The organism is Paenarthrobacter sp. NPDC091669, assembly GCF_044756725.1.
Classification (GTDB): Bacteria; Actinomycetota; Actinomycetes; order Actinomycetales; family Micrococcaceae; genus Arthrobacter; species Arthrobacter bambusae_C.
This window is the reverse complement of sequence record NZ_JBIVTK010000012.1, coordinates 78,092-103,324: the sequence shown is the minus strand read 5'-3', so window position 1 is coordinate 103,324 and position 25,233 is coordinate 78,092. Positions and strand designations below refer to the sequence as shown.

Sequence of the window (25,233 nt, the reverse complement as noted above, 5' to 3'; positions counted from 1 at the left end):
CCAACAAGCAGGAACAGAGGATTCAGTGCAGAATTTCCAAGGAGTAGGGGTAAGCCCTGGCCGCATCATTGGTTCCGTCCGCCAGATGCCCAAGCCGGTGAGCGAACCGCCGTCGGGAGAGCGTTTGGCCGCGGACGTTGCGCCGGAAGACGCCGTCGCAGGCTTGAAGGCTGCCGCGCAGTCCGTCCATGACGAACTCAAGGGACGTGCGGAAAGCGCTTCGGGCGATGGCAAGGCCGTCCTCGAAGCAACGGCCCTCATGGCCAAGGACACCATGCTCCTGAAGTCGGCGGCCAAGCTGATCAATGCAGGCTCCTCCGCTGAACGTGCCATCTGGGAAGCCGGCGCCTCGGTCTCCGAAATGCTGCACAATCTGGGCGGCTACATGGCCGAGCGCGCCACTGACGTCCTGGATGTGCGCGCCCGTATTGTGGCCGAACTCCGCGGCGTCCCCGCGCCGGGCATCCCTGCCTCGGATACGCCCTTCATCCTGGTTGCCGAGGACCTCGCCCCCGCTGACACCGCGACATTGAATCCCGCGGTGGTACAGGCGCTGGTGACCTCCGGTGGCGGCCCGCAGTCCCACACGGCCATCATCGCGCGCTCGCTCGGCCTGCCCGCAGTGGTCGCGGCGCACGGCGTTGACGACATTGCCGATGGAACCGAAATCTATGTGGACGGCGCGGCAGGTTTCGTGGCCGGTTCGCCTACAGACGAGCACCGCGCGGCCGCTACAGCCTGGGCGGAAACCTCCGCAACCCTCGCCGAATTCGACGGAAACGGCACGACGGCGGACGGGCACTTGGTGCCGCTCCTGGCCAACGTCGGCGGAGCCAAGGACGCCGTGGCGGCTGCCGCTTTAGGCGCCCAAGGTGTTGGCCTGTTCCGCACCGAGTTCTGCTTCCTGGAACGTGACACCGAACCCTCCGTGGACGAGCAAGCCGCCGCGTACAAGGCCGTGTTCGACGCGTTCCCGGGCAAGAAAGTTGTCCTGCGCACCCTGGACGCCGGCGCCGACAAGCCCCTGCCGTTCCTCACGGACGCCACCGAACCCAACCCTGCGCTGGGTGTTCGCGGCTACCGCACCGACTTCACCACGCCGGGGGTCCTGGAGCGCCAGCTTGAAGCCATCGCCCGGGCAGCCTCGGAATCCCAGGCTGATGTGTGGGTCATGGCCCCCATGATCTCCACAGCAGCCGAAGCCGGACGCTTCGCTTCATTGTGCGCAGCTGCCGGGATCCAGACGCCGGGTGTCATGGTGGAAGTTCCCTCTGCCGCCCTGACCGCTGCCACCGTGCTGCGCGAGGTGGGGTTTGCTTCGCTGGGCACCAACGACCTCACCCAGTACGCCATGGCCGCCGACCGCCAACTCGGACCCCTCGCTGAACTCAACACTCCCTGGCAGCCGGCCGTGCTCCGGCTCGTGCAGCTCACCGTGGAAGGCGCCGCCCAGGAAAGCTCGGGCCGTGAGGGTGACGCAAAACCCGTGGGCGTTTGTGGTGAGGCGGCAGCCGACCCGGCCCTCGCCGTCGTGCTTACCGGACTGGGGGTGACCACACTGTCCATGACCGCCCGGTCGCTGGCCGCCGTCGGGACCGTCCTGAAGACGGTGACACTGGAGCAGGCACAGGAACTCGCGCGGCTGGCCCTTTCAGCACCCAGCGCCACCGAGGCCCGCGACTGGGTCCGCGCCAAGCTCCCCGTGCTCGAAGAACTCGGCCTCTAACTTCTGTTTGTTTCTGTCAAAGGAGAAACCATGCCCGAACGCATAGCCACCATCGCCAGCCGCTCCGGCCTGCACGCCCGCCCCGCCGCCTTGTTCGCGGAAGCCGCGGGCGAGCAACCGGTGGAGGTCACCATTGCCATGCAGGGCGAGCCTGCCGATGATGCGCTCGACGCCGCCAGCATCCTTTCGCTCATGACGCTCGGCGCCGCCAAGGGCGATGTCGTGGTGCTGCGGGCCGAGGGCGACGGCGCCGACGCTGCGCTGGACGCACTGGTGAAGCTGCTGGAGACGGACCTGGACGCGGAGTAGCCTTCGGCGGGCTTGCCCGATTCGATGGTTTGCTGCGTGTTGGACGGCAGGAGTCGTCTACCGCGCAGCAAGCCGTCTAAATGGCCGAGGCCTGCCAGCACGCGGCTCACGCTAGGCTTCTGCCATGGCATTGATAGCTCCCCGCGTCACCGCAGGTCTCCCCGCCGACGACGCCCGGAATCTGGCGCGCTCCCTGCAGGACAGCAACGACATCACCGTGTTCGTGGACGGCACAGTCCACCGCCTGCCGGACGAGGCGAGGGACGCCGTCGTCGACCTCCTCGCGAGGCTGGGCCGCGGCGAAACCGTGACGGTCAGCAGCGTGGAGGAAATGCTCACCACCTCGCAGGCTGCCGAGCTCGCGGGAATCTCGCACACCTATCTGCGCAATATGACCGATCGCGGCGAAATTCCCGTGGAATACCGGGGAACGCATCGTCGGATCCGGCAAGCCGCCATCATCGCGTGGCTGGAATCCCAGAAGAAGAAACAGGCCGAAAGCGCCGCGGACCAGCCCGACGGAAATGACGTCAACGCCAGCCAATAGTGTCCACAGTGATAAGGATCAAGCAACGATCGCAGCCAACAGGCGGGCACCCCTTAAAGCCGGGGTTACGCTTGATCGGTGGGCAATTTCAAAGGGTGGCATATCGTGGCCGGGTTGGCCGCAATGGCCCTTGCCGCACCCTTGGGCTCTGCCATGGGATTGAACTTCGTGGCAACCTTCATGTTCGCGTGCACGGTGTTCGTGGCCGTCGCGATGTGGACGGAATCAAAAATCGCACGACGCCGGGACGCGGCTGCGGCGTCTGCCGCGCCTGAGACTCCGCAACCGGCGGCGGACCCCAGCGAATCCGACGACGCCACAAGGTCCGGCGACGCCACCAGGGAGTAGGCATGGGGTTCAATAGCGGTATGGCTTCGACTTCCCCCTCCGTTGTTTGGCCCGTAGTGCATGAGGAACGCCGTGCCCTGATCCGGGATCTTGAACCGCTCCTGCCCTCCCAGTGGAGGACGCCATCGCTGTGCCCGGGCTGGGACGTCCATGACGTCCTGGCGCACGTGATCGACAGTGCCAAGACCACGCGCCTCGGCTTCATTCGACGCATGGTTGCCTCCCGGATGGATTTTGACCGCGACAATGCCGTGGGTGTTGAGCGCGAAAGGACGCCTGACCCGGGGAAGACCCTGGTCCAGTTGCAGGCCGCGCTCTCCCGGACTTCCGGGCCGCCTGCAGGCTTGGGAACCCGGTTGGTTGAAGCCTTCGTGCACGGCGAGGACATCCGCCGCCCGCTGGGGATCCGCCGTGACTATCCTGCAGCGCACGTCGCCACAGCCCTGCACTACCAGGTGCGGACCAGCACCAAGATGGGCGGAGGCAAGGAAATCGCAGAGGGCTGGCGCTTGGTGGCCACTGACACATCCTTCGATCACGGGGACGGGCCTGCCGTTGAGGGGCCCGCCATCGCACTGCTGCTGGCGGTGTCCGGCCGACCAATAGCGGAGGACGAGCTGGATGGCCCCGGAGCTCCGGTGTTCCTGCAGCGGAAACTTTGATGGCAGCGAAAGGGAAACCGGCAGCGTTGCTGTCTGCCGACGTAGAAGCCTTGGGCCTGAAGGGGCGGATCCTCTGGACAGAGGGCACGCCTCCAGCCGGGCCCTCGGCTGATCCCGGCACTGAATCTGTGTCCGATCCCGCCGGGCCCGTCTATGTCCTGATCCACGGCATCGGGGTCTCGCACCGCTATTTGGCCCGGCTGCACACCGTCCTGGCAGCGAGCGCCCCCACCTACTCCCTGGACCTCCCGGGGTTTGGGGGGACTCCAAAGCCTGATCGACAGCTCTCGGTGGAGGACTACGGCGCCTTCATCGCTGAGGCCCTCGCTTCCCGCGGCATCGGTTCCTACGTTCTGGTGGGCCATTCGATGGGGGCGCAGTTCGTTATCGAAGCGGCCTTACATGCGCCGGATCGGGTCCGGCAGGTGGTGCTGATGGGGCCTGTTGTTGATTCGCGGCACAAGAACGTGCGGCGCCAGTCCGTGGCCCTTCTCCTTGACGGGATGCTCCGCGAAAGCCCCTCCTCCAATTGGATCGTCACGTCGGACTATTTCCGCTCCGGTCCGCGCTGGTACCTCACTGAACTGCCCGTGATGATGTCCTACCCCACGGAAAAACGCGTGGCTGGCATCAAGGTCCCCGTGCTGGTCCTGAGGGGAAGCCGCGACAACGTGGCCGGCCCGGACTGGGCTCTCCGGCTCTCGAGGGCGGTTGACCAGGGGCGCTTGGTGGAGATTCCCGGCGTCGGGCATGTAGCGCAACACATGCGGCCCCATGCCGTGGCGGACGCCATCCGGAGTTTTGTTGCCGCGACAGCGCTTCACGGCCAGGCACCTTGATGAGTCCGCGCACCCCGGCTAGGCTGGCGGAGCCATCACATTAGTAAGTTTGCTTACGAAAGGGTTGATCGTGACCACTGGAGACCACAAGGACGAGCAAGGCTTCGGCGCAACCGGCGCCACAGGACCGTTTGATACTACGTCCGATGCCGACAGTATCCACGAGGATCCCGACATGCGGCAGGATGAGGACGACGATCCCGCAGCATCCGCCAACCCGGATCCCCTCGACGGAAACGTCACGGGCCTTGAACCCGGCGGTGGAGTGCCCCCGGGAGAAACCCCGCCGGCCGAGGGCAGCATGAGCAGCGACCAAGGACACGAGGAGTAAACAACTGCGGGCGCCGGACTACGGCAGCCTCAGGATCTCCCCAAGATCGTAATCCGCCGGCTCCTCCAACTGGGAGTATGTGCAGCTCTCCGGCGTGCGGTCCGGCCGCCAGCGCCTGAACTGCGTGGTGTGCCGGAACCGCTCGCCCTCCATGTAGTCGTAGGCCACCTCGATCACCAGCTCGGGACGCAGGGGCACGAACGAGAAATCCTTGCCCGCACTCCACCGGCTTTGGGCGCCGGGCATCCTGGAACCCCCGGCCCCCTCGCCCTGGCTGGCCCACTCGCCCCAAGGATGCTCGCCGAGTTCCACTTGGTACGGCTCAAGCTCAGCCACCAGGGCCTCGCGCTTGGCCATGGGGAATGAGGCCACCACCCCCACATGCTGGAGCCGACCGTCGTCGTGATAAAGACCCAACAGCATGGACCCCACAACCTTCGCGGTCTTATGCCAACGGAATCCGGCCACCACACAGTCCGCGGTGCGCTCATGCTTGGTCTTGAACATCACGCGCTTGTTGGGCAAGTACGTCCCGTCCAAGGGCTTGGACAGCACCCCGTCCAGGCCTGCGCCTTCCAATTGCACGAACCATTCCTGCGCGCGCTCAAGGTCCGTGACTGCAGGAGTGACGTAAACAGGCGGCTCAGCCTTGGCGAGCGCACGTTCCAGGACGGCGCGGCGTTCCGAGAAAGGCCTGCCCATGAGGTCGTCGTCGCCGAGGGCAAGGATGTCGAACGCGATCATGGACGCCGGGGTCTTCTCGGCGAGCATCCGGACCCGGCTGTCCGCGGGGTGGATCCGCTGCTGCAGCACCTCGAACTCCAGACGGTTGCCCTCGATCAGGACAATCTCGCCGTCGATCACGCATTTGTCCGGAAGGTTCTGCCGCAGCGCTTCCACCAGTTCGGGGAAGTAGCGGGTCATGGGTTTCTCGTTGCGGCTGCCCAGGATGACTTCGTCGCCATCTTTGAAGACGATGGTCCTGAAGCCATCCCATTTGGGCTCGTAGTGCCCTACATCGGGAATGGCGGGGACGGATTTGGCGAGCATGGGCGAGACGGGTGGCATCACAGGCAGGTCCATAGACAATGTCTACCTGCCGGTTCGCGCCGAAGCTAGTCTTAGGCGATGGATATCTTGGCCGTGTTGGCTGCCGTACTTGGAGTTCCCGCCCTCCTGGCCGCGGCGTGGTACTGGGTGGCCCGGCAGAATCGCCGGGGTGTCCGGCGCGCAGCAGCCGGCGGGATGTTGGGAGTTGCGGACGAGATTTTCCGCCCGGAAACCCATCACGTCCACCAGATCCAGAAAATCCAGCACGAACTCCCGGCGCCAGCACCGGCCCCGAAGCCTAAACGCTAGAACCCTCTCATCTGGGGAGGCCTACCGTCCGTTACATTAATGTGACTTTACTTTCCGGCTCATGTACCGTCGTAGGGCGACCCGTATCTCCGCTGGGCCGCTTCCGGAATGACGCCGAGCTCTGCCGCATTCCGGGATCCGCCAGACCCGCGGCAGAGGCGGGGGACCCACAAGTTCCCGGACTTTCCCAAGTCCTTGGGGTGAAGCCGCTACGGCGGCCGGACGGCCTCGTCCGAACCCGACAGCTAACCTCGAAGGCGTTGAGAGGCAACCACCATGTCCCCAACCATGGATCAGCCGCGCCGCGCCGAGACTGAACGCGAGCGCACCAAACCAACCGGACGCCGTCGGGCCCAACCCAGCGGACCCCCCATCAGCGTGCAGGCAGACACTGCTGCCGCACTCGGGACCACAAGCACGACGTCGGAGCCCGCCACCGCGGCCCTCCCCACCGTCGCGCCGCCCACCACACGTGCGGCCGCGCGCGCAGCCGAGCGGGAACGGGCCGCCCAAGCTGTGATCGCGCCCGCTCCATCCGCGGTCGGAGAACCTGCCGACGCTGCCGAGCCGGCAACCGCGGCCATTCCCGTCGTGGAGGCCGCCCAGGCAGCAGCTCCGCCCTCCACCACGCCGGGGCCTCCTACCTCGGCTATTCCGATCGTTCAGGCCAAGTCTGCCCCCACAGCGGTTTCGCCTGCAGCCGCTTCCCCGGCACCCGTTTCACCGCGGGGCACATCCCCGGCGCGGGTTGCTGCGGCCGCCACGGCGTCGGCTTCACTGGCAAGCCGCAAGGACGTTCCAAAGGAGTCGGCCGCTCCCGCTCCCTCCAGGCCGGGCAGGGGCGGATCGTCCCTTGGCCGGGAACCCCAGGCGGTCCTGCGTAAAGCTGCGTCGGTCAAGCACATGAGCCAGCGCATGGCCGTGGTGGCTGGTGCCCTGGGTCTGGTCCTGACAGCCGGCACCTTGGGGCAGGCCCTCGAGCTGCCGTTCTTCGGCCAGGAGACCCCCTCCCAGGAAGCCAGCGGCGCCGACCGGAATTCAGGCTCCGCGGCTCCCGCACCCAGTGCCTCGTACTCGAGGGCCTCATCGCCCTCCGCGTCAGCTGCTGCGACGTCGGCAGCCGGCCAACCGGCCACGGTTCCGGAGTCACCCGCGCCTGTGTCGCCGTCGTCCGTTCCCACCCCGAAAGTTTCCTTGGCTGACCCCGTCTGGGTCCCGTCGGCAGTACCCTCAACCATCGCCGCGGTCCCGTCCACCGCCAGCCCGGCCCCCACCCAGCCGGCGCCGGCACCCAGTGAGGTGCCGTCGGACACGATCACCACGCCTCCCACGACACCGACGCCCACAACGACGCCGACGGTCACGCCCACTCCGACACCTACCCCCACCCCGACGGGGACTCCCACGCAGACCACCAAACCAAAGCCCACGGGCAAGCCCAGCGCGGCCGCCGCACCGCAGCCCACCGGGACGGCACTTGAAGAGATTCTCAACGCGGCAAAGGACGCCCTCAAATGAGCACGCGCTTGCCGCGCACCACCACGCACGTGGGATGGCACAGCCGATACTGCAGCAGCAGCCGGACGGCCACGTTCCGGCGCCGATGGGGCCGTTGGAGCTGCCAGCGGCTGAGGCGTTCCTAAGGCAAGACCCTGCGCATGAGGCAGGCACCCACCGGGTGTCTGCCTCATTTGTTCCTTAACAACCTTAGATCCGTGGCCGGCCGGCCCAACGGCGGGCTTTCAAGGCAGCGTGCAGTTCAAGGCGGATCGCTCCACTGAGGGGGTCGGCACCGATGAGCTGGCGGATCCGGCCGAGTCGGTTGTAGATGCTGCTCCTGTGGAGGTGGAGTTTGGCCGCGACGTCCTGCACTGAACCATCACTGTCATAGAGGAGTTCCAGGACGGGCAGGAGTTCGCCGTTCTTGTCCTGGTCCTCCAGCGTTCGGAAGTGCACGGAACCGGTGTCGTCCCAGCCTCCGGGTGCCAGCAAACGGTCGAAGAGCTGATAGACGCCCACGGCCCGGCTGTCCACGAGCTCGCCGAGGGGTCGATCGACGGCAGCAGCCTGCGCCGCAACCTTGGACTGCCGGTATGCTCCCCCGAGCTGCCGGATCACCTGGAATGGTTCGCTGATGCCCAGGATCACCCGGTCCACCGCCCTGCCGGAGCGCTTGGCGAGTTCCAGTTGATAGTGGACCAGCACCTGGGCGTGGTCCGCCCGGCCACCGGACTCGCGGAACAGCACCACCGAATGCGTCTCCGTTCCCGCGCTGAACAACGCAGCGTTGACCCCGATAGTGGACTGCAGCGCGGCTGAACGGTGCGTCAGGGTCGCGGCAAGGGGATCGACGTCGGACCTCGCGCCGTCCGCGTCCAGGATGGTCACCAGTTGCCACGGACCGCGGCCTTGGATTTCCTTCCACCCGGCCACGGCCGCCACGGCATTCGATTCGCCGCTGCAAGCAGAGAGGAACTCCTGCTCACGCCGGCGCCGGAATTCCGATTCCGCGGTGTTGGAATCAAGGAGCAATCCCGCCAACAGGTCCAACTCGTCGCGCACGCCGGGCAACTCGGCGAGTATCGCCGTCGCACTTTGCTCTTCAACGTCCAGCTGGACCCACAAGTAGCCCACGCGGAAGCCGCGCACCAGGAGCGGCACGCAGACCCTGCCCAACATTCCGAGTTCCTCATTGGCGGGAACGACGACGGGACGCACCGCCGTGGCGATGCCGTGGGACAGTTGCCACGCGCTGACATCGCCGGGGACACGCTTGCTGAGGAGGAAGTTCACGCGGACGCGGTCGGCGTGCGACTGGTTGGAGCTGTAGGCGAGGAGGACGCCGTCGAGGTCTTCCAGGGAGAGGCCGCGGCCCAGTTTCAACGCCACGCGTTCAACGATCTGTTCCACGTCCTGCTGCATCAGGAAAGCGTACCAACAGCAGGCGACACCTGACGCTCCATGGCTCGACAAATGTCGAGCTGCAGAGATGAAGATCCTTGAATTTCCGGGCCTTCTCGGACTGTACGCGGCAAAGCCCATGTCGCCTGCCTCACAGCCGGATTTATTCTGGAATCACAGCCCGCAACACATTTTTCGGCCGAAGAGGCCGCTAACGATGGAGCCCACAGATGATCATCGGCGTCCCCAAAGAAATCAAGAACAACGAATTCCGCGTAGCCATCACGGCCGCAGGTGTCCACGAATTCCGCACCCACGGACACACCGTTCTGGTTGAGCGCGGCGCGGGCCTCGGCTCGGGCATCACCGACGAGGAATACTCGATCGCCGGCGCCGAAATCGTCAACGACGCTGACGACGTCTGGGGCCGTGCAGACATGGTCATGAAGGTCAAGGAACCCATCGCGGCCGAGTACCACCGCTTCCGCAAGGGCCTCATCCTCTTCACCTACCTGCACCTCGCCGCAGAGCCCGAGCTCACCGCAGAGCTCATCAACTCCGGCGTCACGGCCATCGCCTACGAAACCGTGCAGGAAGGCCGCACCCTTCCGCTGCTCGCCCCCATGTCCGAGGTAGCAGGCCGCCTGTCCGTCGTGGTCGGCGCTTCCTCGCTCATGGCCCCGGCCGGCGGCAAGGGCGTCCTCCTGGGCGGCGTACCGGGCGTCCGCCCGGCCAAGGTTGTTGTCCTCGGTGCCGGCGTTGCGGGAACCAACGCCGCCGCCATGGCGCTGGGCCTCGGTGCTGATGTCACCATCATGGACATCAACATCAACCGGCTGCGTGAACTCGACGCCCTCTACCAGGGCCGCCTGAAGACCGTTGCCTCCAACGCCTACGAGATCGAGAAGTCAGTCATCGACGCAGATCTCGTCATCGGTTCCGTCCTGATCCCGGGCGCCAAGGCACCCAAGCTGGTCACCAACGAGCTCGTTGCCCGCATGAAGCCGGGCTCGGTCCTGGTGGACATCGCAGTTGACCAGGGCGGCTGCTTCGAGGACACGCACCCCACCACCCACCAGGAACCGACGTACAAGGTCCACAACTCGATCTTCTACTGCGTTGCCAACATGCCTGGCGCTGTTCCGAACACCTCCACGTACGCACTGACCAACGTCACCCTGCGCTACGCCGTGGCACTGGCCAACTTGGGCGTCAAGGCCGCCTTCGACCGCGACCCCGCGCTGGCTGCCGGCCTCAACATCGCCGCAGGCCACGTGGCACACCACTCCGTTTCCGAGGCGCACAACCTGCCCCTCGTCAACGACTGGCACAGCCTGGTTACCGCTTAGGAACCCACGCACGACGGCGGGGTGCAGCTTCCACACGAAGCAGCACCCCGCCATCGTGGTTTAACCCGCGCCGTCACTTCGCGGGGAGGCTCGGGGTGCCCTGGTCCGCGGGAAGGCTGGGAACCACGCGGGTAGGAACCGGCACAGGTACTCCTGAGGGGCGGAGCTTGGCCGGATCAAGTCCTGAGGGGTCGATCCCCGGCGGCGTCACAGGAACCACCGGCGTGGGGATGCCGCCGTTCCCAGGTTCGTGGGGTGGGGGATCCTTGGGTTTTTGAGGCGACGCTCCTCCGCCGGGCTGCGGAGGAGATCCTGGGGCTGGGTTGCCGCTTGTAAGTGGGGCAGCCGGTGCCGGGGCGGGCTGGTCACGGTCGGGAACTGCGGGCGCCTCCTCAACAGTCGGCGCCGGGTTGGAGCCGGCCGGTCCGCCCTGCTGCGGAGCGTTGCCCGAACCAGGAGTGAGCTTCGAGACCGCTGAGCCGATGGCTGCGCCCAGATGCTGGAGGGCACCCGGGATTCCGCCGTCGGACGCAGCCGCAGCAGTAGTACCGCCGGCCAAGGACACCACGACAGCAAGGCCGGCAATGGCCGTGCGCCGCTTTGCCCGCCGCTGCGCAGCAAGTTCGTCGGCAGGGAGGGCACCTACACGTGCCGGGTCAGCCGCACGGGCCGGGTCTCCAACCGTGGCGAGTACCGCCGTCGGCGCGCCCGACGACGCAACGGGACCGGCCGTCGTCGTGATCTGCTGGGTGGCCGCAACCTGGCCGCGGACCATGAGCGCACGAACTGCCTCGGAAGGCACGGGGGCAGTATCGGCCAGCGAACGAAGTTCCAGCAGTTCTGTGCGGAGTTCGGCGTCGCCCTCCAGGCCGGAGTCGGCCAGGAAACGGTCGACTGCCTGCTGGTGCACTGCCTGCTGGTGGCTGCGTCCGCGGGGCGGAAAGTGTTCGCTCATGATGTGCCGTTCGTTCGTTGTGCCCGCTTCTTCAGTGCGCCCAAGGCCCGGCGCTGCAACTGCTTCACGGCGCCTTGGGATTTGCCCATGATGGCCGCGGTTTCTTCCACGGACAGGTCCGCAATGACGCGTAATGCCAGGACCTCCCGGTAGTCGTCTGCGAGGTCGTTCAAGAGTTCTGTGACGCCCAAACCGGAGGCCCGGCCAAAGGCCTGGTCTTCTGCCGACGGCGCACGTCGCGAATCCAGCTCCGACTCGTAAGGTGTGGAGTCAGGCGTGCGTTCACGTTTGCGGTAGTGGTCCACCATCCGGGCGTGGGCGATGGAGAACAGCAGTGTTTTGGCACCCTGGAGGCCGCCGTGGAGGGTTTCAAGCTTTGGGTACAGGGCCAGGAACACGTCCTGGGTGACGGCCTCGGGGTCCTCCACACCGCGGGCGCGGAGGTAGCCAAAGACCGGCCCGGAGAAGCTGTTGTAGGCAGCCGTGAAGAGCAGCGCGGGGTCATCCCGGTCCGCCTGCACGTATTCGTCAGCTAAAGGGTCAAGCACCCGTGGACGCCTCCATCCCACGTTACGAGGGCGGGGTTCCTTGCCCTAAGCCAAGGAACCCCGCCGTTAAACCGTAGCCGCTGCGTGGTTAGCGGACAGAATCGAGGGCTGCGCCCGGTTCCGCCGGAACATCCGCCGGAACGTCACTCGGAACCTGCGACGGGAGGGCCGGAGCAGCAGGCGTCGCCGGAACGGCTGGGTTGGCCGGCACAGCAGGCGTCGCCGGGACAGCAGGCTTGGCGGGGACGGCCGGTACCGCCGGCTTTGCCGGAAGTTCAGACGTCACGGAAGCATCCGCGTCGGCGTCTGCCTGGGTCGAACCGTTCGCCTCGGCAGCCTTGCCGGCGTCAACCACTGCCTCGCAGTGCGCTTCCACCTTCGCTTCGCCACCGGCGGCAACGGTCAAGGACTCAAAGCCCGGGACCTTGGCATCGGACGTCAGGCCGCCGTTCAGGAACGCGGTGCACAGGCCGAAAGCCTCCGGGGACGCGGCGTCGTTGGCTGTGGCCTTCGCATCGGAAACAGCGTCGGCAGCCTTGGCCTGACCGGCTTCGGCGGCTTCGGCCGCCTTTGCCGGCGCGGTCCCGACGGCGCCGGCCGCCTTGGTGGTGGCAGTCCGGGCGGCGTCGGCTGCTTCCGCGGCCGTGCCGTCAACCGGAGCAGGGGCGCCCACGACGTCATGTGCGGCCTGCTGGATTCCGGTGGGAAGCGCACCGTTGAAGGCAGCTACACCGGTTCCACCGGCAGCTACAGCTCCGGCGGCCAGGACGCCCGCGGCGACTTTGCTGGTGGCGAGGACAGTGAACAAGGACATAAAACCCTCCGACAAAATTCTTAGGATTGCCCCGGCAGCTGTTGGGTCGCTGCCGGATGATCAGCGTGCGGACGTGGCCCGCACTCCCCTTACATCGTTTGCGGCGGCGGTGAGGTTACGCCTTGTCCAAAAATGATTGTCAGCGCGCCGCATGCCGCTCAGTTGTCCACACTGGCTAGATGTCCCCATGGCCGGGTCGGCTGCAGCCAACTATGCTCAGGAAAACGCCTGCGCCGTTGGTTGCCTGGCTTTGTATGTCACTACGTTCAGGGGATACGTGATGGGACTGGGTACCTAATGGGACAAGGATTAGTCGGCGCGGACGTCGGAGATCTCCGGCGCTTATCGGCTGTGATGGATGCTGAAGCCGAGAAGATCACGGGTCTTCAGCGGGAACTGACCGCGATGATTCAGAACGGAACGTATTGGCGCGGAAATGACGCCGACCAGTTCCGTAGCAGGTGGCAAAGCGATCTCCACGGGCGGCTGAGCGCGGCCGCGACTTGCCTTCGGAACAATGCCCGCGCACTGAAGCTCAACGCGGAGCAGCAGGAACAGGCATCCGTGGGAGGCGCGGGAGGATCCAAGGGAGGGCCCTCGGCCGGGTCCTTCAGGGGTATCCCAGGGGAACTTGGGTTCACTTTTGATCCCACCACCTACGGGCCCTTCACCATTGAAGGTGAAGGCTCCTTCGATAGTGAGGCAACGGGTGAAACCCACGGTTCAGTTGGTCCCAGCGGCATCGACGTCGGAGGTTCAGGAGAGGCTTCCTCTGGAGGGGGCATGACCTGGAAGGCGGAATCCGATGTGGGGCCCGTCAAGACGACTGTCACCAACGAAACCTTTGTCGGCGCCCGCGCCGAAGGCGAGTACGGGGCCAGCGTGCCGTTCGGGCTGGGACTTCCCAGCGCCCACGCCACCGGCGAAGCATTCGCAGGCGCAGAGAACGTGACCACCACACGATCCGACTTCTTCGACGGCTGGGTCACCAATACCTCCACGACGCGCTTGATGACCGGGGTGGAGGCCAGCGCACACACAGAAGCGACCAGCCCGTTCCTGTTTTCCGCGGGCGGTGAAGGCTTTGCCGGTCAGAAGCTCACCATGGATAACAAGACCGAGTTCGCCGGCGGGCTGTTCTCCTTGGGGCAGGGCGGAGAGCTGCGCGCCGGGGCTTGGGCAAGTGCCGGGGAAGGCGAGCTGAGCGTCAAGGGCCGCGAGACGACCGGTACAGCGTTCAGCGCGGGTGCCGGAGCGGAACTGACCGGAAGCCGGTACGTCGAAGTTTTGGGCCAGACGCTGACCCTCAACGCAACAGTTGCTGCCGGAGCCGGCGAGAGTCACTTCTTCACAGCTTCCATGGACGAAGACGGGCTGACCCTCGGCGCGGGTGCCAAGATCACTGCGGAGCTGGGACTGGGAGCAGGTGGCCAGATCACCATCAGCCCGTCCGGGTTGGTTGATTCCGTGACCGGGTTCGTCGACTTCCTCAGCAAATAGTTTCCTGTACTGACTGCGCTCCGAAAGGGCTCCCATGACATCGCACCAGGTTTTCCCGTCCACCGGGTTTCCCGCCTACCCCACCATCAAACTCGACGCACCCGCGGGATGGTCCCAGCAAGTGGTCCCCGACGCGGTTGGCGCCCTGATGGCCCCCACTGCGGAAGGACGCTACACAGCGAATGTGGTGATTTCCGTGTCGCGCCGCTTGCCCGGTTACCAGCTCCAGGACATCGCGGCGTCCGTGGACTCGTTCCTGGATGCCTTGCCGGATGCAGTTCTGCTGGGCACGGAACCTGTGGTGATCAACGGCCGGGATTGGCACGTACGCGAAGCACGCTACACGCATCCGCAGGCCGGTTCCCTGGCCCAGTTCACGGCCGTCACGGTGGTTCACCACGAGACCGCTGCGGATATCGTCCAGCTGACGGGCAGTTGCCAGCCCACTGAAGGCAGCGACGACCTCAAGGCCATCTACTCGCTGGTTGCCAGCGCGGACGTTACGCCAGCTTCCTAGCCTGTTCAATCAGCTTCAGCACCGCAACGGAGCCGGCCGGGTCCACAGGTAACGGAAGCGCGGAGGCTGTGCCGCCGTCGTCGAGCTTGTCCGCCAGAATCCGGTAGAACTCGGGGTAGGCGCCGCGCTCCGTAGGGACCTCGATGCGCTGCCCGTTCAGTTCCAGCGTGCCATGGTTTTCTGCGGGTTCGACGCCGTACCGCGCATCCGTAGGCAGCCCGCCTCCCAGCACATAGGGCTCCTGGGGGTCGGCGCCGAACTTCACGAAGCCGCCCTCCGTGCCGAGGATGCGGAAACGCGGGCCGTGCAGGTGGCTGGTCAGGTTGATGGTGACATGGCTGACCACACCGGACTGGTGCCGGAGTGCCAGGAAGACATCGTCATCGACGCTCTCCTGGGGACGGCGCGCCTGGATTTCCGCGTAGGTGACGGTGGCCGGACCAAAGAACTGCAGGCACAGGTCCAGAACGTGGGTGCCGAGGTCGAACAAGACACCGCCGCCGTCTTCCGCCGTAGCACTGGCCTTCCAGGCTTTGGCGATCTCTGGCGCCCAACGCTCCATGCCCACCTCAAACCTGGTCACTGTCCCCAGCGTTCCGGCGTCGAGCAGTTTCCTGACGGTGAGCGAGTCGCCGTCCCAGCGCCTGTTTTGGTACACGGTGAGGACGCGGCCCAGCTGTGCCGCCAGACCGATCAGCTCTTCGCCCTCAGCGCTGCGGACCGTGAACGGTTTGTCCACGACGACGTCGAGCCCGGCTTCCAGCGCGGCTTTCGCGAGCGGGAAATGGGTTGCGGGCGGTGTCCCCAGGACGATGAGGTCCAGCTGGTCAGCCAGTGCCAGGATGTCCTCCGGCGTGCTGACAATGGCGGCCTGCGGATAGCGGTCCTTGGCCTTGGCTTGGCGTGACTCGTCCGAGGTGGAGATGACGGCAAGCTCATAGGCAGGGTTGCTGGCGATGAAGGGCGCGTGAAAGACGCTACCCGAGAGGCCAAAACCTGCGACGGCGGTACGGATCGGCTGGGAAGTCATGACCCTAGGCTACCGATCCTCACTCACATAACAGCCCTTTCACGCCAACCCTCTATCACCGGGTGAGCGAGCGTCCGGCCCAAGCACGCGGGACGTGCGAGAGGGTGGGGACGTCGAAGGCCGGGAACCTCCCCGAACCCATCAAGCGGTTCAGGGACGTTCCCGGCCTTCAGGAAACTACACCTTGGAAACTACAGCGGGAAGGCTACTTCTTGGCGCCCTTTTCCCAGCCGAGGGTGGTCCAGTCCGGAACGTTGGAGAGGCTCTGGAACAGGGACGGGCCGTAGTTGGCCAGACCCTTGCGCACGAACTGGATCTCCGGGCCGTTCATCACGACGCCCATGGAGAAGTACTTCTCCATGTGCTTCTTTTCGACGTCCATGGCCGCCTTGTTACGCTCAGCATCATCCGAGATCGTGGAAAGGCGCTTGATCTCGGCGTCGAGTTCAGCATCGCCCAGGCCGTTTTCGTTAGTCGTGGAATCGTAGTACTGCTTCACAGCGTCGGTAGCATCCGGGCCCACGGTGTAACCCGAGATGGTCATATCGAACTCACGGGAGCCAACAACCTTGCCGAAGTCAGCGTCGCCGCGCTGGTCGATGGACACGTCCATGCCGGCGGCCTGAAGCTGCTTCTGCAGGGTCTGCGAGGTGGCAGCGGTGGTGGGGTCGTCACCGAAGTTGGTGATCTTGAAGGCGACGGGGACGCCGTCCTTCGCCATGATGCCCTTGTCGTTGGCTGTGTAACCAGCGTCCGTCAGGACCTTCTTGGCAGCCTCCGCGCCGGTGTCCTTCACGGGGTAGTTGTCCTGGTAGTACTCGGAGAACGGCATGAGCATCATGGAGCCCGAGCTCTCTTCGGACCAGTTCAGGCCGTTGAAGCGGACGTCGCGGATGGCCTTGCGGTCGACGGCGGTGAAGATCGCCTTGCGCACGGCGACGTCGGTGAGGGCCGGACGCTTGGCGTTCAAGTTCAGACCACCGGCGAACAGGCGCTGGCCACGACGGATCTCGGAGTTGGTGGTCCCTTCGAGCTGCTTGTAGCGGCCCAGGGTGCGGCCGTTGGCTGCGTCGATTTCGCCGTTCTTGAAAGCGGCGATGGTTGCGCTGGGCTCCATCTGGCGCCAGATGACCTTCTCAAGCACCGGCTTCTGGCCCCACCACTTCTCGTTCGGAACCATGGTGACGGTCTTGGCGGTGGTGTCGTAGTTTTCCACCTTGAACGGGCCGGCCATCCACTCGGGGTGCATGTTGCCCGCGAATCCGGTGTTGAAGGTCTCCGCCGAGTTGTTGGCGGGGTGGATCAATCCGAAGAAGAGAGAGTCCAGCGGGTAGACCGGCTGGGTGGTGGTGACAACGACTTCCTTGTCATTGGCGCCGGCCTCCACCGAGTCAACGAAGGCGTAGTTGCCTGCCGTGACGATGTCGATGGCCTTGTCTTCACCCTTCAACATGTTCCAGGTGTTTTGGAACGTCTTGACGTCGATCGGCGTGCCATCGTTCCAGGTGGCCTTCTCGTTCACCTTGATGGTGATGGTCTGCTTGCCATCCTTGACTTCGCTCTTGACCTCTTCGCAGAAGTCCTTGTTGGGCTCGGCCTTGCCGCTGAAGTCCAGCTTCCAGCAGCCACCGATGCCACCGCTGCTGATGGCAGCCGGGTTGACCGGCGTCAGCAGTGCAGAAGTATCCGCGCTGTTACCAACGTTCGAGAAGCCGTTGAAGTCCGGCCCAATGCTTCCTACGCCCAGGGTGACAGTGCCGCCCTGCTCCAGGTCCTTTGCTTCCTTGGCGTTGACGCTGATCAGCTTGCTGATATCGCCGCCGCTCTCTTCGGCCTTCTGCGAGGCCGGACCCGACGGCGTTCCCCCGCCGCAAGCGGTCAGCATGAGCGTTGCTACGAGCGCTACGCCGCCAATCGTCGTGTACTTCTTCATGGTTTGCCCTTCGTGTTTACGACTGAAATATCTTTGCGAGTTGAGACCAGGGATGTATTCAATGCTTCATATGTCGTCAGGCATGCACCACCAGCATGTCGGCATCCAGCTCTCCGTCCGGGAAGAAGCATGCGAAGTCCTGCGCGCCTTCCTTCTCAGAAGCCAGTGGCGGCTCCAGAGTAAGGCACTTCTCCTGCTTCGCGGCAGGTAGTGCGGCGAACACAGGACAACGGGTGGCGAAATTGCATCCTTTGGGCGCATCCAGCGGGCTGGGAAGGTCACCCTGCAGGATGATGCGTTCACGGGTGCGTTCCAGTTGGGGGTCCGGCACCGGGATCGCCGACAGCAACGCCCTGGTGTAGGGGTGGCGCGGGTTGTCGAAGACATCGTCCACGTCACCGGTTTCCACAATCTTGCCGAGGTACATGACTGCCACACGATCAGAAATGTGACGGACCACCGAGAGATCGTGGGCCACCATGAGGTAGCTGAGTCCCAGTTCGGCGCGGAGTTGGTCCAGCAGGTTGATGACGCCGGCCTGGACGGACACGTCCAACGCGGACACTGGCTCATCCAAGACCACCAGCTTCGGATTCACCGCGAGCGCCCGGGCGATGCCGATGCGCTGGCGTTGGCCGCCGGAGAACTGGTTGGGGAAGCGGTTCACGTGGTCAGGCTGCAGGCCCACCAGCTTCATGAGCTCCATGATGCGTTTCTTGATGGCCGCCTTGGGCATCCCCAGGTTTTCCAGCGGTTCGGCCAGGACTTCGTACACTGTGAAACGCGGATCCAAGGCGCCCGTGGGGTCCTGGAAGACCATCTGCATTTCCCTGCGCATGGCCATCTTGGTCTTGTGATCGGTGGCCACCTTGTTGCTGACACCGCCGATCACCACCTCGCCCATTTGGTCCGGGTGGAATTCCATGATTTCCAGGAGTGTGGTGGTCTTGCCGCAGCCAGACTCGCCCACGATCGAGACGCACTCGCCCTCGCGGATGTCGAAACTCAGGCCATCCACGGCCTTGACCGTGCCGATGCGCCGTTTGATGAGCGCACCCTTGAGCAGCGGGAAGTGCTTCTTGACGTCCTTGAGTTCCAGAACCTTTGCGCGCTCGACGCGAGCGACGCCGTCGAACTTTGAAACGGGCTTGGGCGGCGCGTGGAAGATCTTGTGCGCGTCGGCGTTGCCGGACAGTTCCTCAGCTTTGATGCAGGCGGCCTTGTGCCCCCTGGTCTGGCCCTCAACACCGGGCACGGGGAACAGCTCCGGCTCGCCGTGCAGGCAAGCGTCGCTGACCATGGGGCAGCGGGCCGCGAAGGAGCATCCGGTGACGGGGAGCGCGAGGTTGGGCGGAGTGCCCTCGATGGGAACCAGCGACTGTTTGGTGGCGGTGTCGATCCGCGGAACGGCGCCCAGGAGGCCCAGCGTGTACGGCATCCGCGGGTTGTAGTAGATGTCCTCCACTGTGCCGGTTTCTACCGGCTTACCTGCGTACATGACCATGATGTCGTCGGCCATGCCGGCCACGACACCGAGGTCGTGCGTGATCATCACGACGGCGGCGCCGGTCTCCTCTTGCGCGGTGTGCAGGACTTCGAGCACCTGCGCCTGGATGGTGACGTCCAACGCCGTCGTGGGTTCGTCCGCGATGAGTACCCGCGGATCGTTGGCGATGGCGATCGCGATCATGACGCGCTGGCGCATACCGCCGGAAAATTCGTGCGGGAAGGCCTTCAGCCGATCCTTCGGACTCGGGATGCCCACCATGCGCAAAAGGTCGACGGCGCGGGCTTCTTTGGCCTGCTTGCTCATGGTGGGGTTGTGGACCGTCAGCGCCTCGATGATCTGGGTGCCCACCGTGTAGACGGGAGTGAGCGAGGACAGCGGGTCCTGGAACACCATGGCGATGTCGCTGCCGCGGTGCTTGCACATTGCTTTGTCGCTGAGGCCCAGGAGTTCCTTGCCCTTGAAACGAACGGAACCTGTGATGTCCGCGGTTTCGGGGAGGAGCCCCATGACGGCCATGGACGTGACGGACTTGCCGGAGCCCGACTCGCCAACGATGCCCAGGGTCTTGCCGGGCATGAGGTCGAAGTCCACTCCACGGACCGCGTGGACCACACCGTTTTCGGAGTTGAAGCGGACGTTGAGGTCGCGGACGCTCAGAACGGCGTCTCCGGGTGCGTAGAGCCCGGCGTCGCGGAGGCGTTCGGCGGGGGTGTGGGAGATGTTGGTGCTCATTTGTTGACCTTCTTTGCGGTCTTGGTCTTCGCCCGGCCAATGGAACTGGAGCTGGGATCAAACGCGTCACGGAGGCCGTCGTTCATCATGGCCAGCGAACCGGTCAGCAGGAACATGACAGTCAGCGGAACCCAGAACATCCATGGGAAGGACGACACCTGGCCCGTGGCCTGCCCAATGAGGACACCAAGGCTGACGTCGGGAAGCTTGATGCCAATACCGATGAAGGAGAACGCAACTTCGGCAAGGATTGCGCCGGTGATGCCGCGGGTGAAGTCGAGCACCAGCAACGAGCCGATGTTGGGAACCAAGTGACGCCAGACGATGCGGCGGGACGGGACGCCCATGTACTTGGCAGCCTTGACGTAGTCGCGCTGCATGAGCGACATGGACAGCGAGCGCACCAGGCGGGCAGTTCCCATCCAGCTGAAGAACAGCAGGACCACCACCAGCAGGAGCCAGCTGGGAAGGTCCTTCAGGCCACCGCTGCCGCTGGTTGCCACGGCCACCACCAGGATGGCGGGCATCATGATGAGTGCTTCGAGGATGAACAGCATGGTGGCATCCACCTTGCCCCCGAAGAAGGCCATGGTGCAGCCGTACACAGCAGAGATCAGGACGGACAGGCCGCCCACAATGAGGCCGATAAGAATCGAGGTTCGCGTGCCGTCCACAATCAGTGCCATGAGGTCGATCCCGGCCTGCGTGGTCCCCAACAAGTGGTCCGGTGACGGCGGCATGCCAATGTTCAACGGATCAAGGGTGTCTTTGTCCCACGACGTCAGGAAGCCGCCGAAAATCGAGAAGAGGAACAACGCGAGGAAGATGAACAAACCGGCGACGGCGGTACGGTTCCGCATGAAGCGACGGAAGATGATGCGGGACTTGCCGATGACGACGTCTTGGTCGCCAACCCGGGCTTCGTCGATTTCCGCGATGGGATCAATGATGTTGGTCATTACTGGACCCTCACTCGTGGATCGACCAGCGTGGTGGCGAAGTCGGCAAGGATGGCGCCGATCGCGAAGATTACGGAGCCGTAGGCCAGCGTGGCGGTGGCAACGTTGACGTCCTGCAGGCTGATGGCCTGGATGCTCCAGAGGCCAATGCCGGGCCAGGCGAAGATGGCCTCCGCAAAGAAGCCCCCCGTGAAGATGGCCGGGATGGTGAATGCGATGCTCTGGGCCACCGGGATGAAGGAGACCCGCAGGGCGTGTTTCCTGATGGCCTGGTTGCGGGTGAGCCCCTTGGCCCGTGCAGTGCGGACAAAATCGGCGTTGACGTTGTCCAGGAGGTACTGCCTCTGGGCGATCTGGTAACCGGCCCAACCAAAGATGGTCATCGCGAAGGTGGGCACGGCGTAATGGGCCACCATGTCCACGAAAGCCGGCCAGCCGGGGTCAATTCCCGGCGTCGAAATTCCCGTCACGAAGAAGATGCGCTCCCCAACGGCCTCGTTGATGCTGATGGCTCCGAGCTGCACCAGGAAGTAGGCGATGGGCGCGGGCAGAATGTGGACCAGGTAGCTGTAGGACGTGATGACGCGGTCCTGGACCTTGTACTGGCGGGCCGCGGAATAGACTCCGAGGGCGACGCCGATGATCAGGGTGAGGATGATCGAGGCGATGAACAAGCGGGTGGAGACCAGGACGCGGTCGGCGAACTCTGCGTTGACGAACGCGCCGTTGGGGCTCCGGCCCCAGTCCCAGCGGGTGAGGATGCCACCGAGCCAGTCGACGTAGCGTTCCCAGGCATTCTTCTCCGGGTCCAGTCCCAGTCCCCGGAAGGAAGCGTTGACCTGTTCAGGGGTTGGCCGCGGGATTTTCTCTTGCTCAAGAACTGCGGGCTTGAGTGATGAGACCGCCAGGAAGTAGCCGGCGCTTGTGGTCAGGAAGATCATGATCAGGTAGATGCCCGACCGCTTCATCAGATATTTCAGCATGTCGGGCGGCTGCCCCGAATCGTGGCAAAACTCAATGCTCGTCCTTCCGCGGTTCCCGGCTGTGGCCGGCGTCAGCTACGAATTGGCGCAGCGGGCTTTGGGTCCCCCGCACCCCTTCAGTGATCACCAGCCCTGTATGGCATGCGTCACATTCAAGAGGAAACTACCACAATAACTGCTTCACGTTTTGCTTCCTCGCGTCCAGTTTCGCGCCTGCAGCCAGATTGTTATGTGCAGACTGCGTCACGTTACCGGCGCCAATGGCACTTGTGCGCCCGCAGCGGCGGCAATGGGGGCGCTAACAGGGCGGGGCGCGAGTCCGGCCGTAAGGTCAGGAGCCCAACGGCGGGCGGCGCGGAGCCCGACCCACCCACGCCCACTCAGGAGGCGGGCAGCAGCCGCGTGATCAGTTCGCGCCAGGAGTCCGTGAGGCGCGTGGGTGAAATGCCGCGGACACGGACGTCGTCCACAATGCGTTCAGGGTCCAGGGCATACGTCAGGGACATCGCCATCACCCAGGGATCAGCAATCCCGGCTTCCCGGAGCAAGATCTCCATGTGGCGGTGGGAGAGCTTGGTTGCGGGGACATCGAACCTGTTGCGGGTGGCAGCGCCCGCCGCCTTCAGGAGTTCGCCGTTTTCCAGGACGAAGTAGATCCGCCCTTCGCCGAACGCAATCAGCCGTTCTCTTGCGGCGGCGCCTGGACCCAGCGGTGGCGGCCCGAACATGAAGCCGTGTTGGAACTCGGATTCAGAATCGCTCAAGAGGGTCATCATGAGCCCCGCCCTGCTGCCGAACCGGCGGAAGACGGTGCCCTTGCCGACATGGGCCTTACAGGCGAGCGCGTCCATAGTGAGTGCTTCCGCGCCGAACTCGGCCACCAGGTCCCGGGCAGCACTGAGAAGGCGCTCACGATTTCGGGCGGCATCGCTGCGCTCGTGGGGCGCGCCCAGGGGCACGTCCGGCCGAAGAGGGATGGAGCTCACAGAAATATTCTAGACCCCGGGAATAGAAAGCGGACCATAGTCCGTTTAGTATCGGTGAAGGCTCCAAAGCCCAGATACCGCAGGTCGGGTTCCGCAAGGCACTCGGCCAGACACAAGGAGACACCATGTCCAAGAGCACCGTTCTTACCCTCGTCGGCAGCCTGCGCGCCGATTCCCACAACAAGAAGCTCGCCGAAGCCATCCAGCTGAACGCGCCTGAGAATGTTGATGTGCAGATCCACGGCTCACTGGGCAGCATCCCGTTCTACAACGAGGACATCGACGTCGAAGGTCAAATCCCCGCCGAAGCCGCCGCACTCCGCGCCGCAGCTGCAGACGCCGACACCATTCTGCTGGTCACCCCCGAGCACAACGGCACCATGCCCGCATCGCTGAAGAACGCCATCGACTGGCTGTCCCGCCCGTTCGGCGCCGGCGCCCTCTCCGGCAAGCCGACCGCCGTCGTCGGAACCGCTTTTGGCCAGTTCGGTGGCGTGTGGGCCCAGGACGAGGCCCGCAAGGCAGTCGGCATCGCCGGCGCCAAGGTCCTGGAAGACGTCAAGCTTGCCGTCCCGGGCTCCATGATCCGCTTCGCTGAACTGCACCCGAAGGACGACGCCGAGGTCGTAGAGCAGATCAAGGGCATCTTCGAGCCGTTGACCGCCGTCCAGGACGAAGAAGCAGCAGCCTAGTCTTTCGCTTTCAATGCCCCCGTTCCGCTGTGTGCGGGGCGGGGGCATTCGCGTTACTTCCGCTTGCCCGCCCGACTGCTGGACTGCAGACGGCCCCAACGTGACCAACTCTTGTCCGAACCGTCACCGTAGCGGCATGTTGTGTTCCGCCCACCCGGCCTAACGTAGGAGATACAGGTGGACAGGAGCGCGGGGCTGTCATGCATGCCGAATGGGGACTGAAAAGTACGACGGCGATCACGGCTGCCTGCCTCTTCTTCAGCCTGGGGGTGGCTGGCTGCACCACCGCCCCTGGCGGTCCTGCAGGAGCCGCACCTGAAAGCTCGGCACCCATACCCACGGTTTCCGTCAGTTCACCTGTCGCTTCGCCCAGCGCCGCGCCGGTGGCATCGAGTCCTTCCGCGCCAGGCACGCCGTCGGTTGCGGGTCCCGCGTCGCTGATCCCCGCCCCGGCGTCCACTTCCCCGGCCCTCTCGCCCACGGAGCCTGCGGTGCCCGCTCCAAGCGCAGCCGCCTCCACCACCCCCGCGCCATCCGCAGCCGCACCTACCCAGCCACGTGCCGCCGTCGAGCCTTCCCCTGAACCGGGCACCAGCGCTCCGGAGCCTGCAGAAACCGGCACGGTCATGACCGTGGATGCCTCCGGTCCAGCGGTCTACTATGTGGCAATCGACGACGGCGGCTCCCGCGGCGTGCGGTTCGGCTGCAACGACAGCCTGGTTCCCGTCCGCGGGATGGCCGTACCCGGGGATCCACTGACCGTGGCGCTGGGCCGGCTGCTGGAGGCGGGAATGCCGGTGGACAGCGATGCCGCCCTCTACGACGCACTGGCTGGTTCATCGCTGCGCTACCTGTCCGGCTATATGAGCGGGGCCACCGTGGTGGTGAACCTCAGCGGATCATTGCGACCCGGGGGTGTGTGCGACATTCCGCGTATCCAAGCACAACTGACGCAGACCATCGTGGCGGCCAGCGGGGCATCACGGGCGGAAATCTACGTGAACGGCAGGACCTTGACGGAGGCCCTGAGCGTGCGGTGAACAGCGGTACGGTGAACAGAGGCCTGCTGTTGTTGCTTGGGGACTGTTGTTGCTTGGGGACTGTTGTTGCTTGGCGACGTGATTCGGCGTCAACAAGAATGCTGGGGAACAGACTATTTGAGGACCAACGCTTTGGGGGAACGCTTCATGACGTGTCCTGACGTGCAGGAATGGCCCATCGCTGCCACGGGCTACCGCCGCTCGGAGATCACTGCGGTGATATCTCCAGACATGGGAGACGGTGCTGCTGCCTGGGAACGCGCAAAGGAGCAGGTGCTCCGGTGGGGAGTTAAGACGGCAAGCGGATTCTCCGTCGATTCACCGGGCCCCGTGTCTCCCGGTGATCGTGTGCTGGTCACCGCACATTTCCTCGGTTTCAGGGTGCTGGAACCCGTGGAGGTGGTCGCGGTGGTGAAAAGGCCGGACCGGGTGGGCTTCGCGTACCGGACCCTCCCTGGCCATCCCGTTTCCGGCGAAGAAGCATTCATCGTGCATCGCGTAGGGGACCAGGTAAGCCTGACTATCCGTTCGCTGACAGGGCCAGCGCCGCGGCAACCATGGCGCCTGCTGTACCCGGCCCTCCTGGTGTTGCAGAAGTGCGTGCGGCGACGATACCTCCGGGCGCTGCGCTAGGAAAGCGCGGCGATTGTCGCCGCGCTCCGG

Annotated in this window: 26 protein-coding genes and 1 riboswitch; of the genes, 15 read left to right on the top strand and 11 right to left on the bottom strand. The window is 64.9% G+C overall.

Annotated elements, in window-relative coordinates; genetic code table 11:
- Positions 1-25: 25 nt before the first annotated feature.
- The 7 genes from ptsP to ACIQLI_RS18905 all read left to right on the top strand — a co-directional run bounded on the left by ptsP (position 26) and on the right by ACIQLI_RS18905 (position 4,762).
- Positions 26-1,726 (top strand): phosphoenolpyruvate--protein phosphotransferase, encoded by a 1,701-nt coding sequence (gene ptsP / locus ACIQLI_RS18935; protein ID WP_400391174.1) that lies wholly within the window; start codon positions 26-28, stop codon positions 1,724-1,726.
- 30 nt (positions 1,727-1,756) lie between these two features.
- Complete coding sequence (locus tag ACIQLI_RS18930; protein WP_400391172.1) at positions 1,757-2,035, top strand: HPr family phosphocarrier protein; 279 nt, start codon at positions 1,757-1,759, stop codon at positions 2,033-2,035.
- A gap of 124 nt (positions 2,036-2,159) precedes the next feature.
- The gene (locus tag ACIQLI_RS18925; protein ID WP_400391169.1) at positions 2,160-2,582 is read left to right on the top strand and encodes a helix-turn-helix domain-containing protein; all 423 of its coding nucleotides are present in this window, start codon (positions 2,160-2,162) and stop codon (positions 2,580-2,582) included.
- Positions 2,583-2,660: 78 nt separating this feature from the next.
- Entirely contained in the window at positions 2,661-2,930 is a 270-nt protein-coding gene (locus ACIQLI_RS18920; protein WP_354232522.1) for a hypothetical protein, read from the top strand.
- A 2-nt stretch (positions 2,931-2,932) separates the two neighbouring features.
- Positions 2,933-3,592 carry a maleylpyruvate isomerase family mycothiol-dependent enzyme gene (locus tag ACIQLI_RS18915; protein WP_400391166.1) on the top strand — a complete coding sequence of 220 codons (660 nt, stop codon included), beginning with the start codon at positions 2,933-2,935 and terminating at the stop codon, positions 3,590-3,592.
- Positions 3,592-4,431, top strand: a complete 840-nt coding sequence (locus ACIQLI_RS18910; protein ID WP_400391164.1) for an alpha/beta fold hydrolase — start codon at positions 3,592-3,594, stop codon at positions 4,429-4,431. The genes ACIQLI_RS18915 and ACIQLI_RS18910 overlap by 1 nt, the downstream gene beginning before the upstream one ends.
- Positions 4,432-4,501: 70 nt before the next feature.
- Positions 4,502-4,762, top strand: a complete 261-nt coding sequence (locus tag ACIQLI_RS18905) for a DUF6480 family protein (protein WP_354232525.1) — start codon at positions 4,502-4,504, stop codon at positions 4,760-4,762.
- Between the two features lie 18 nt (positions 4,763-4,780).
- On the opposite strand, the gene ACIQLI_RS18900 is transcribed toward ACIQLI_RS18905, so the two are convergent.
- Positions 4,781-5,845 (bottom strand): ATP-dependent DNA ligase, encoded by a 1,065-nt coding sequence (locus ACIQLI_RS18900; protein ID WP_400391161.1) that lies wholly within the window; start codon positions 5,843-5,845, stop codon positions 4,781-4,783.
- Between the two features lie 45 nt (positions 5,846-5,890).
- On the opposite strand from ACIQLI_RS18900, the gene ACIQLI_RS18895 reads away from it, so the two are divergent.
- Both ACIQLI_RS18895 and ACIQLI_RS18890 read left to right on the top strand, forming a co-directional pair.
- Positions 5,891-6,121: a hypothetical protein gene (locus ACIQLI_RS18895; RefSeq protein WP_400391158.1), complete on the top strand. Its 231-nt coding sequence runs from the start codon at positions 5,891-5,893 to the stop codon at positions 6,119-6,121.
- Positions 6,122-6,250: 129 nt separating this feature from the next.
- A riboswitch (cyclic di-AMP (ydaO/yuaA leader) is annotated at positions 6,251-6,395 on the top strand.
- Between the two features lie 2 nt (positions 6,396-6,397).
- On the top strand, positions 6,398-7,639 hold the full coding sequence (locus tag ACIQLI_RS18890; protein WP_400391155.1) for a hypothetical protein: 1,242 nt from the start codon (positions 6,398-6,400) through the stop codon (positions 7,637-7,639).
- 189 nt (positions 7,640-7,828) lie between these two features.
- On the opposite strand, the gene ACIQLI_RS18885 is transcribed toward ACIQLI_RS18890, so the two are convergent.
- Positions 7,829-9,046, bottom strand: coding sequence for a PucR family transcriptional regulator (locus tag ACIQLI_RS18885; protein ID WP_400391275.1), 1,218 nt, complete (start codon positions 9,044-9,046; stop codon positions 7,829-7,831).
- 206 nt (positions 9,047-9,252) lie between these two features.
- On the opposite strand from ACIQLI_RS18885, the gene ald reads away from it, so the two are divergent.
- Positions 9,253-10,371, top strand: coding sequence for an alanine dehydrogenase (gene ald, locus ACIQLI_RS18880; protein ID WP_354232530.1), 1,119 nt, complete (start codon positions 9,253-9,255; stop codon positions 10,369-10,371).
- A gap of 73 nt (positions 10,372-10,444) precedes the next feature.
- On the opposite strand, the gene ACIQLI_RS18875 is transcribed toward ald, so the two are convergent.
- From ACIQLI_RS18875 to ACIQLI_RS18865, 3 genes are all read right to left on the bottom strand, one after another.
- Positions 10,445-11,326, bottom strand: coding sequence for a hypothetical protein (locus ACIQLI_RS18875; RefSeq protein WP_400391152.1), 882 nt, complete (start codon positions 11,324-11,326; stop codon positions 10,445-10,447).
- On the bottom strand, positions 11,323-11,874 hold the full coding sequence (locus ACIQLI_RS18870; protein WP_354232532.1) for a sigma-70 family RNA polymerase sigma factor: 552 nt from the start codon (positions 11,872-11,874) through the stop codon (positions 11,323-11,325). Before ACIQLI_RS18870 ends, ACIQLI_RS18875 begins: the two co-directional genes overlap by 4 nt.
- Before the next feature lie 88 nt (positions 11,875-11,962).
- Positions 11,963-12,688: a hypothetical protein gene (locus tag ACIQLI_RS18865; RefSeq protein ID WP_400391149.1), complete on the bottom strand. Its 726-nt coding sequence runs from the start codon at positions 12,686-12,688 to the stop codon at positions 11,963-11,965.
- A 297-nt stretch (positions 12,689-12,985) separates the two neighbouring features.
- On the opposite strand from ACIQLI_RS18865, the gene ACIQLI_RS18860 reads away from it, so the two are divergent.
- Both ACIQLI_RS18860 and ACIQLI_RS18855 read left to right on the top strand, forming a co-directional pair.
- Positions 12,986-14,188 carry a WXG100 family type VII secretion target gene (locus tag ACIQLI_RS18860; RefSeq protein WP_400391146.1) on the top strand — a complete coding sequence of 401 codons (1,203 nt, stop codon included), beginning with the start codon at positions 12,986-12,988 and terminating at the stop codon, positions 14,186-14,188.
- 34 nt (positions 14,189-14,222) lie between these two features.
- Positions 14,223-14,705: a hypothetical protein gene (locus ACIQLI_RS18855; RefSeq protein ID WP_354232535.1), complete on the top strand. Its 483-nt coding sequence runs from the start codon at positions 14,223-14,225 to the stop codon at positions 14,703-14,705.
- On the opposite strand, the gene ACIQLI_RS18850 is transcribed toward ACIQLI_RS18855, so the two are convergent.
- The 6 genes from ACIQLI_RS18850 to ACIQLI_RS18825 all read right to left on the bottom strand — a co-directional run bounded on the left by ACIQLI_RS18850 (position 14,689) and on the right by ACIQLI_RS18825 (position 22,838).
- The gene (locus tag ACIQLI_RS18850) at positions 14,689-15,735 is read right to left on the bottom strand and encodes a Gfo/Idh/MocA family oxidoreductase (RefSeq protein ID WP_400391142.1); all 1,047 of its coding nucleotides are present in this window, start codon (positions 15,733-15,735) and stop codon (positions 14,689-14,691) included. The two genes, ACIQLI_RS18855 and ACIQLI_RS18850, sit on opposite strands and share 17 nt — an antisense overlap.
- A 205-nt stretch (positions 15,736-15,940) precedes the next feature.
- Positions 15,941-17,668: an ABC transporter family substrate-binding protein gene (locus tag ACIQLI_RS18845; protein WP_354232537.1), complete on the bottom strand. Its 1,728-nt coding sequence runs from the start codon at positions 17,666-17,668 to the stop codon at positions 15,941-15,943.
- A gap of 76 nt (positions 17,669-17,744) precedes the next feature.
- Positions 17,745-19,910, bottom strand: a complete 2,166-nt coding sequence (locus tag ACIQLI_RS18840; protein ID WP_400391140.1) for a dipeptide ABC transporter ATP-binding protein — start codon at positions 19,908-19,910, stop codon at positions 17,745-17,747.
- The gene (locus ACIQLI_RS18835; protein WP_400391138.1) at positions 19,907-20,869 is read right to left on the bottom strand and encodes an ABC transporter permease; all 963 of its coding nucleotides are present in this window, start codon (positions 20,867-20,869) and stop codon (positions 19,907-19,909) included. Before ACIQLI_RS18835 ends, ACIQLI_RS18840 begins: the two co-directional genes overlap by 4 nt.
- Positions 20,869-21,852 carry an ABC transporter permease gene (locus ACIQLI_RS18830; RefSeq protein ID WP_089596580.1) on the bottom strand — a complete coding sequence of 328 codons (984 nt, stop codon included), beginning with the start codon at positions 21,850-21,852 and terminating at the stop codon, positions 20,869-20,871. Before ACIQLI_RS18830 ends, ACIQLI_RS18835 begins: the two co-directional genes overlap by 1 nt.
- Before the next feature lie 380 nt (positions 21,853-22,232).
- Positions 22,233-22,838 (bottom strand): TetR/AcrR family transcriptional regulator, encoded by a 606-nt coding sequence (locus ACIQLI_RS18825; RefSeq protein ID WP_400391135.1) that lies wholly within the window; start codon positions 22,836-22,838, stop codon positions 22,233-22,235.
- 125 nt (positions 22,839-22,963) lie between these two features.
- Here ACIQLI_RS18825 and ACIQLI_RS18820 point away from each other — a divergent pair, with 125 nt between their 5' ends.
- The 3 genes from ACIQLI_RS18820 (at position 22,964) to ACIQLI_RS18810 (ending at position 25,203) form a co-directional block, all read left to right on the top strand.
- Positions 22,964-23,530: an NAD(P)H-dependent oxidoreductase gene (locus ACIQLI_RS18820; RefSeq protein WP_400391134.1), complete on the top strand. Its 567-nt coding sequence runs from the start codon at positions 22,964-22,966 to the stop codon at positions 23,528-23,530.
- 200 nt (positions 23,531-23,730) lie between these two features.
- Positions 23,731-24,570, top strand: a complete 840-nt coding sequence (locus ACIQLI_RS18815; RefSeq protein WP_400391132.1) for a GerMN domain-containing protein — start codon at positions 23,731-23,733, stop codon at positions 24,568-24,570.
- Positions 24,571-24,717: 147 nt separating this feature from the next.
- Positions 24,718-25,203 (top strand): DUF1990 family protein, encoded by a 486-nt coding sequence (locus ACIQLI_RS18810; RefSeq protein WP_400391129.1) that lies wholly within the window; start codon positions 24,718-24,720, stop codon positions 25,201-25,203.
- Positions 25,204-25,233: the final 30 nt, after the last annotated feature.

Excerpts from the sequence above, each read along its gene's own strand:
- ACIQLI_RS18845 (WP_354232537.1), bottom strand. The coding sequence starts at position 17,668 with ATGAAGAAGTACACGACGATTGGCGGCGTAGCGCTCGTAGCAACGCTC.
- ACIQLI_RS18900 (WP_400391161.1), bottom strand. The coding sequence starts at position 5,845 with ATGGACCTGCCTGTGATGCCACCCGTCTCGCCCATGCTCGCCAAATCC.
- ACIQLI_RS18925 (WP_400391169.1), top strand. The coding sequence starts at position 2,160 with ATGGCATTGATAGCTCCCCGCGTCACCGCAGGTCTCCCCGCCGACGAC.
- ACIQLI_RS18860 (WP_400391146.1), top strand. The coding sequence starts at position 12,986 with ATGGGACAAGGATTAGTCGGCGCGGACGTCGGAGATCTCCGGCGCTTA.
- ACIQLI_RS18910 (WP_400391164.1), top strand. The coding sequence starts at position 3,592 with ATGGCAGCGAAAGGGAAACCGGCAGCGTTGCTGTCTGCCGACGTAGAA.
- ald (WP_354232530.1), top strand. The coding sequence starts at position 9,253 with ATGATCATCGGCGTCCCCAAAGAAATCAAGAACAACGAATTCCGCGTA.
- ACIQLI_RS18830 (WP_089596580.1), bottom strand. The coding sequence starts at position 21,852 with ATGCTGAAATATCTGATGAAGCGGTCGGGCATCTACCTGATCATGATC.
- ACIQLI_RS18855 (WP_354232535.1), top strand. The coding sequence starts at position 14,223 with ATGACATCGCACCAGGTTTTCCCGTCCACCGGGTTTCCCGCCTACCCC.
- ACIQLI_RS18810 (WP_400391129.1), top strand. The coding sequence starts at position 24,718 with ATGACGTGTCCTGACGTGCAGGAATGGCCCATCGCTGCCACGGGCTAC.
- ACIQLI_RS18895 (WP_400391158.1), top strand. The coding sequence starts at position 5,891 with ATGGATATCTTGGCCGTGTTGGCTGCCGTACTTGGAGTTCCCGCCCTC.
- ACIQLI_RS18930 (WP_400391172.1), top strand. The coding sequence starts at position 1,757 with ATGCCCGAACGCATAGCCACCATCGCCAGCCGCTCCGGCCTGCACGCC.
- ACIQLI_RS18890 (WP_400391155.1), top strand. The coding sequence starts at position 6,398 with ATGTCCCCAACCATGGATCAGCCGCGCCGCGCCGAGACTGAACGCGAG.
- ACIQLI_RS18875 (WP_400391152.1), bottom strand. The coding sequence starts at position 11,326 with ATGAGCGAACACTTTCCGCCCCGCGGACGCAGCCACCAGCAGGCAGTG.
- ACIQLI_RS18820 (WP_400391134.1), top strand. The coding sequence starts at position 22,964 with ATGTCCAAGAGCACCGTTCTTACCCTCGTCGGCAGCCTGCGCGCCGAT.
- ACIQLI_RS18865 (WP_400391149.1), bottom strand. The coding sequence starts at position 12,688 with ATGTCCTTGTTCACTGTCCTCGCCACCAGCAAAGTCGCCGCGGGCGTC.
- ACIQLI_RS18850 (WP_400391142.1), bottom strand. The coding sequence starts at position 15,735 with ATGACTTCCCAGCCGATCCGTACCGCCGTCGCAGGTTTTGGCCTCTCG.
- ACIQLI_RS18835 (WP_400391138.1), bottom strand. The coding sequence starts at position 20,869 with ATGACCAACATCATTGATCCCATCGCGGAAATCGACGAAGCCCGGGTT.
- ACIQLI_RS18815 (WP_400391132.1), top strand. The coding sequence starts at position 23,731 with ATGCATGCCGAATGGGGACTGAAAAGTACGACGGCGATCACGGCTGCC.
- ACIQLI_RS18840 (WP_400391140.1), bottom strand. The coding sequence starts at position 19,910 with ATGAGCACCAACATCTCCCACACCCCCGCCGAACGCCTCCGCGACGCC.
- ACIQLI_RS18915 (WP_400391166.1), top strand. The coding sequence starts at position 2,933 with ATGGGGTTCAATAGCGGTATGGCTTCGACTTCCCCCTCCGTTGTTTGG.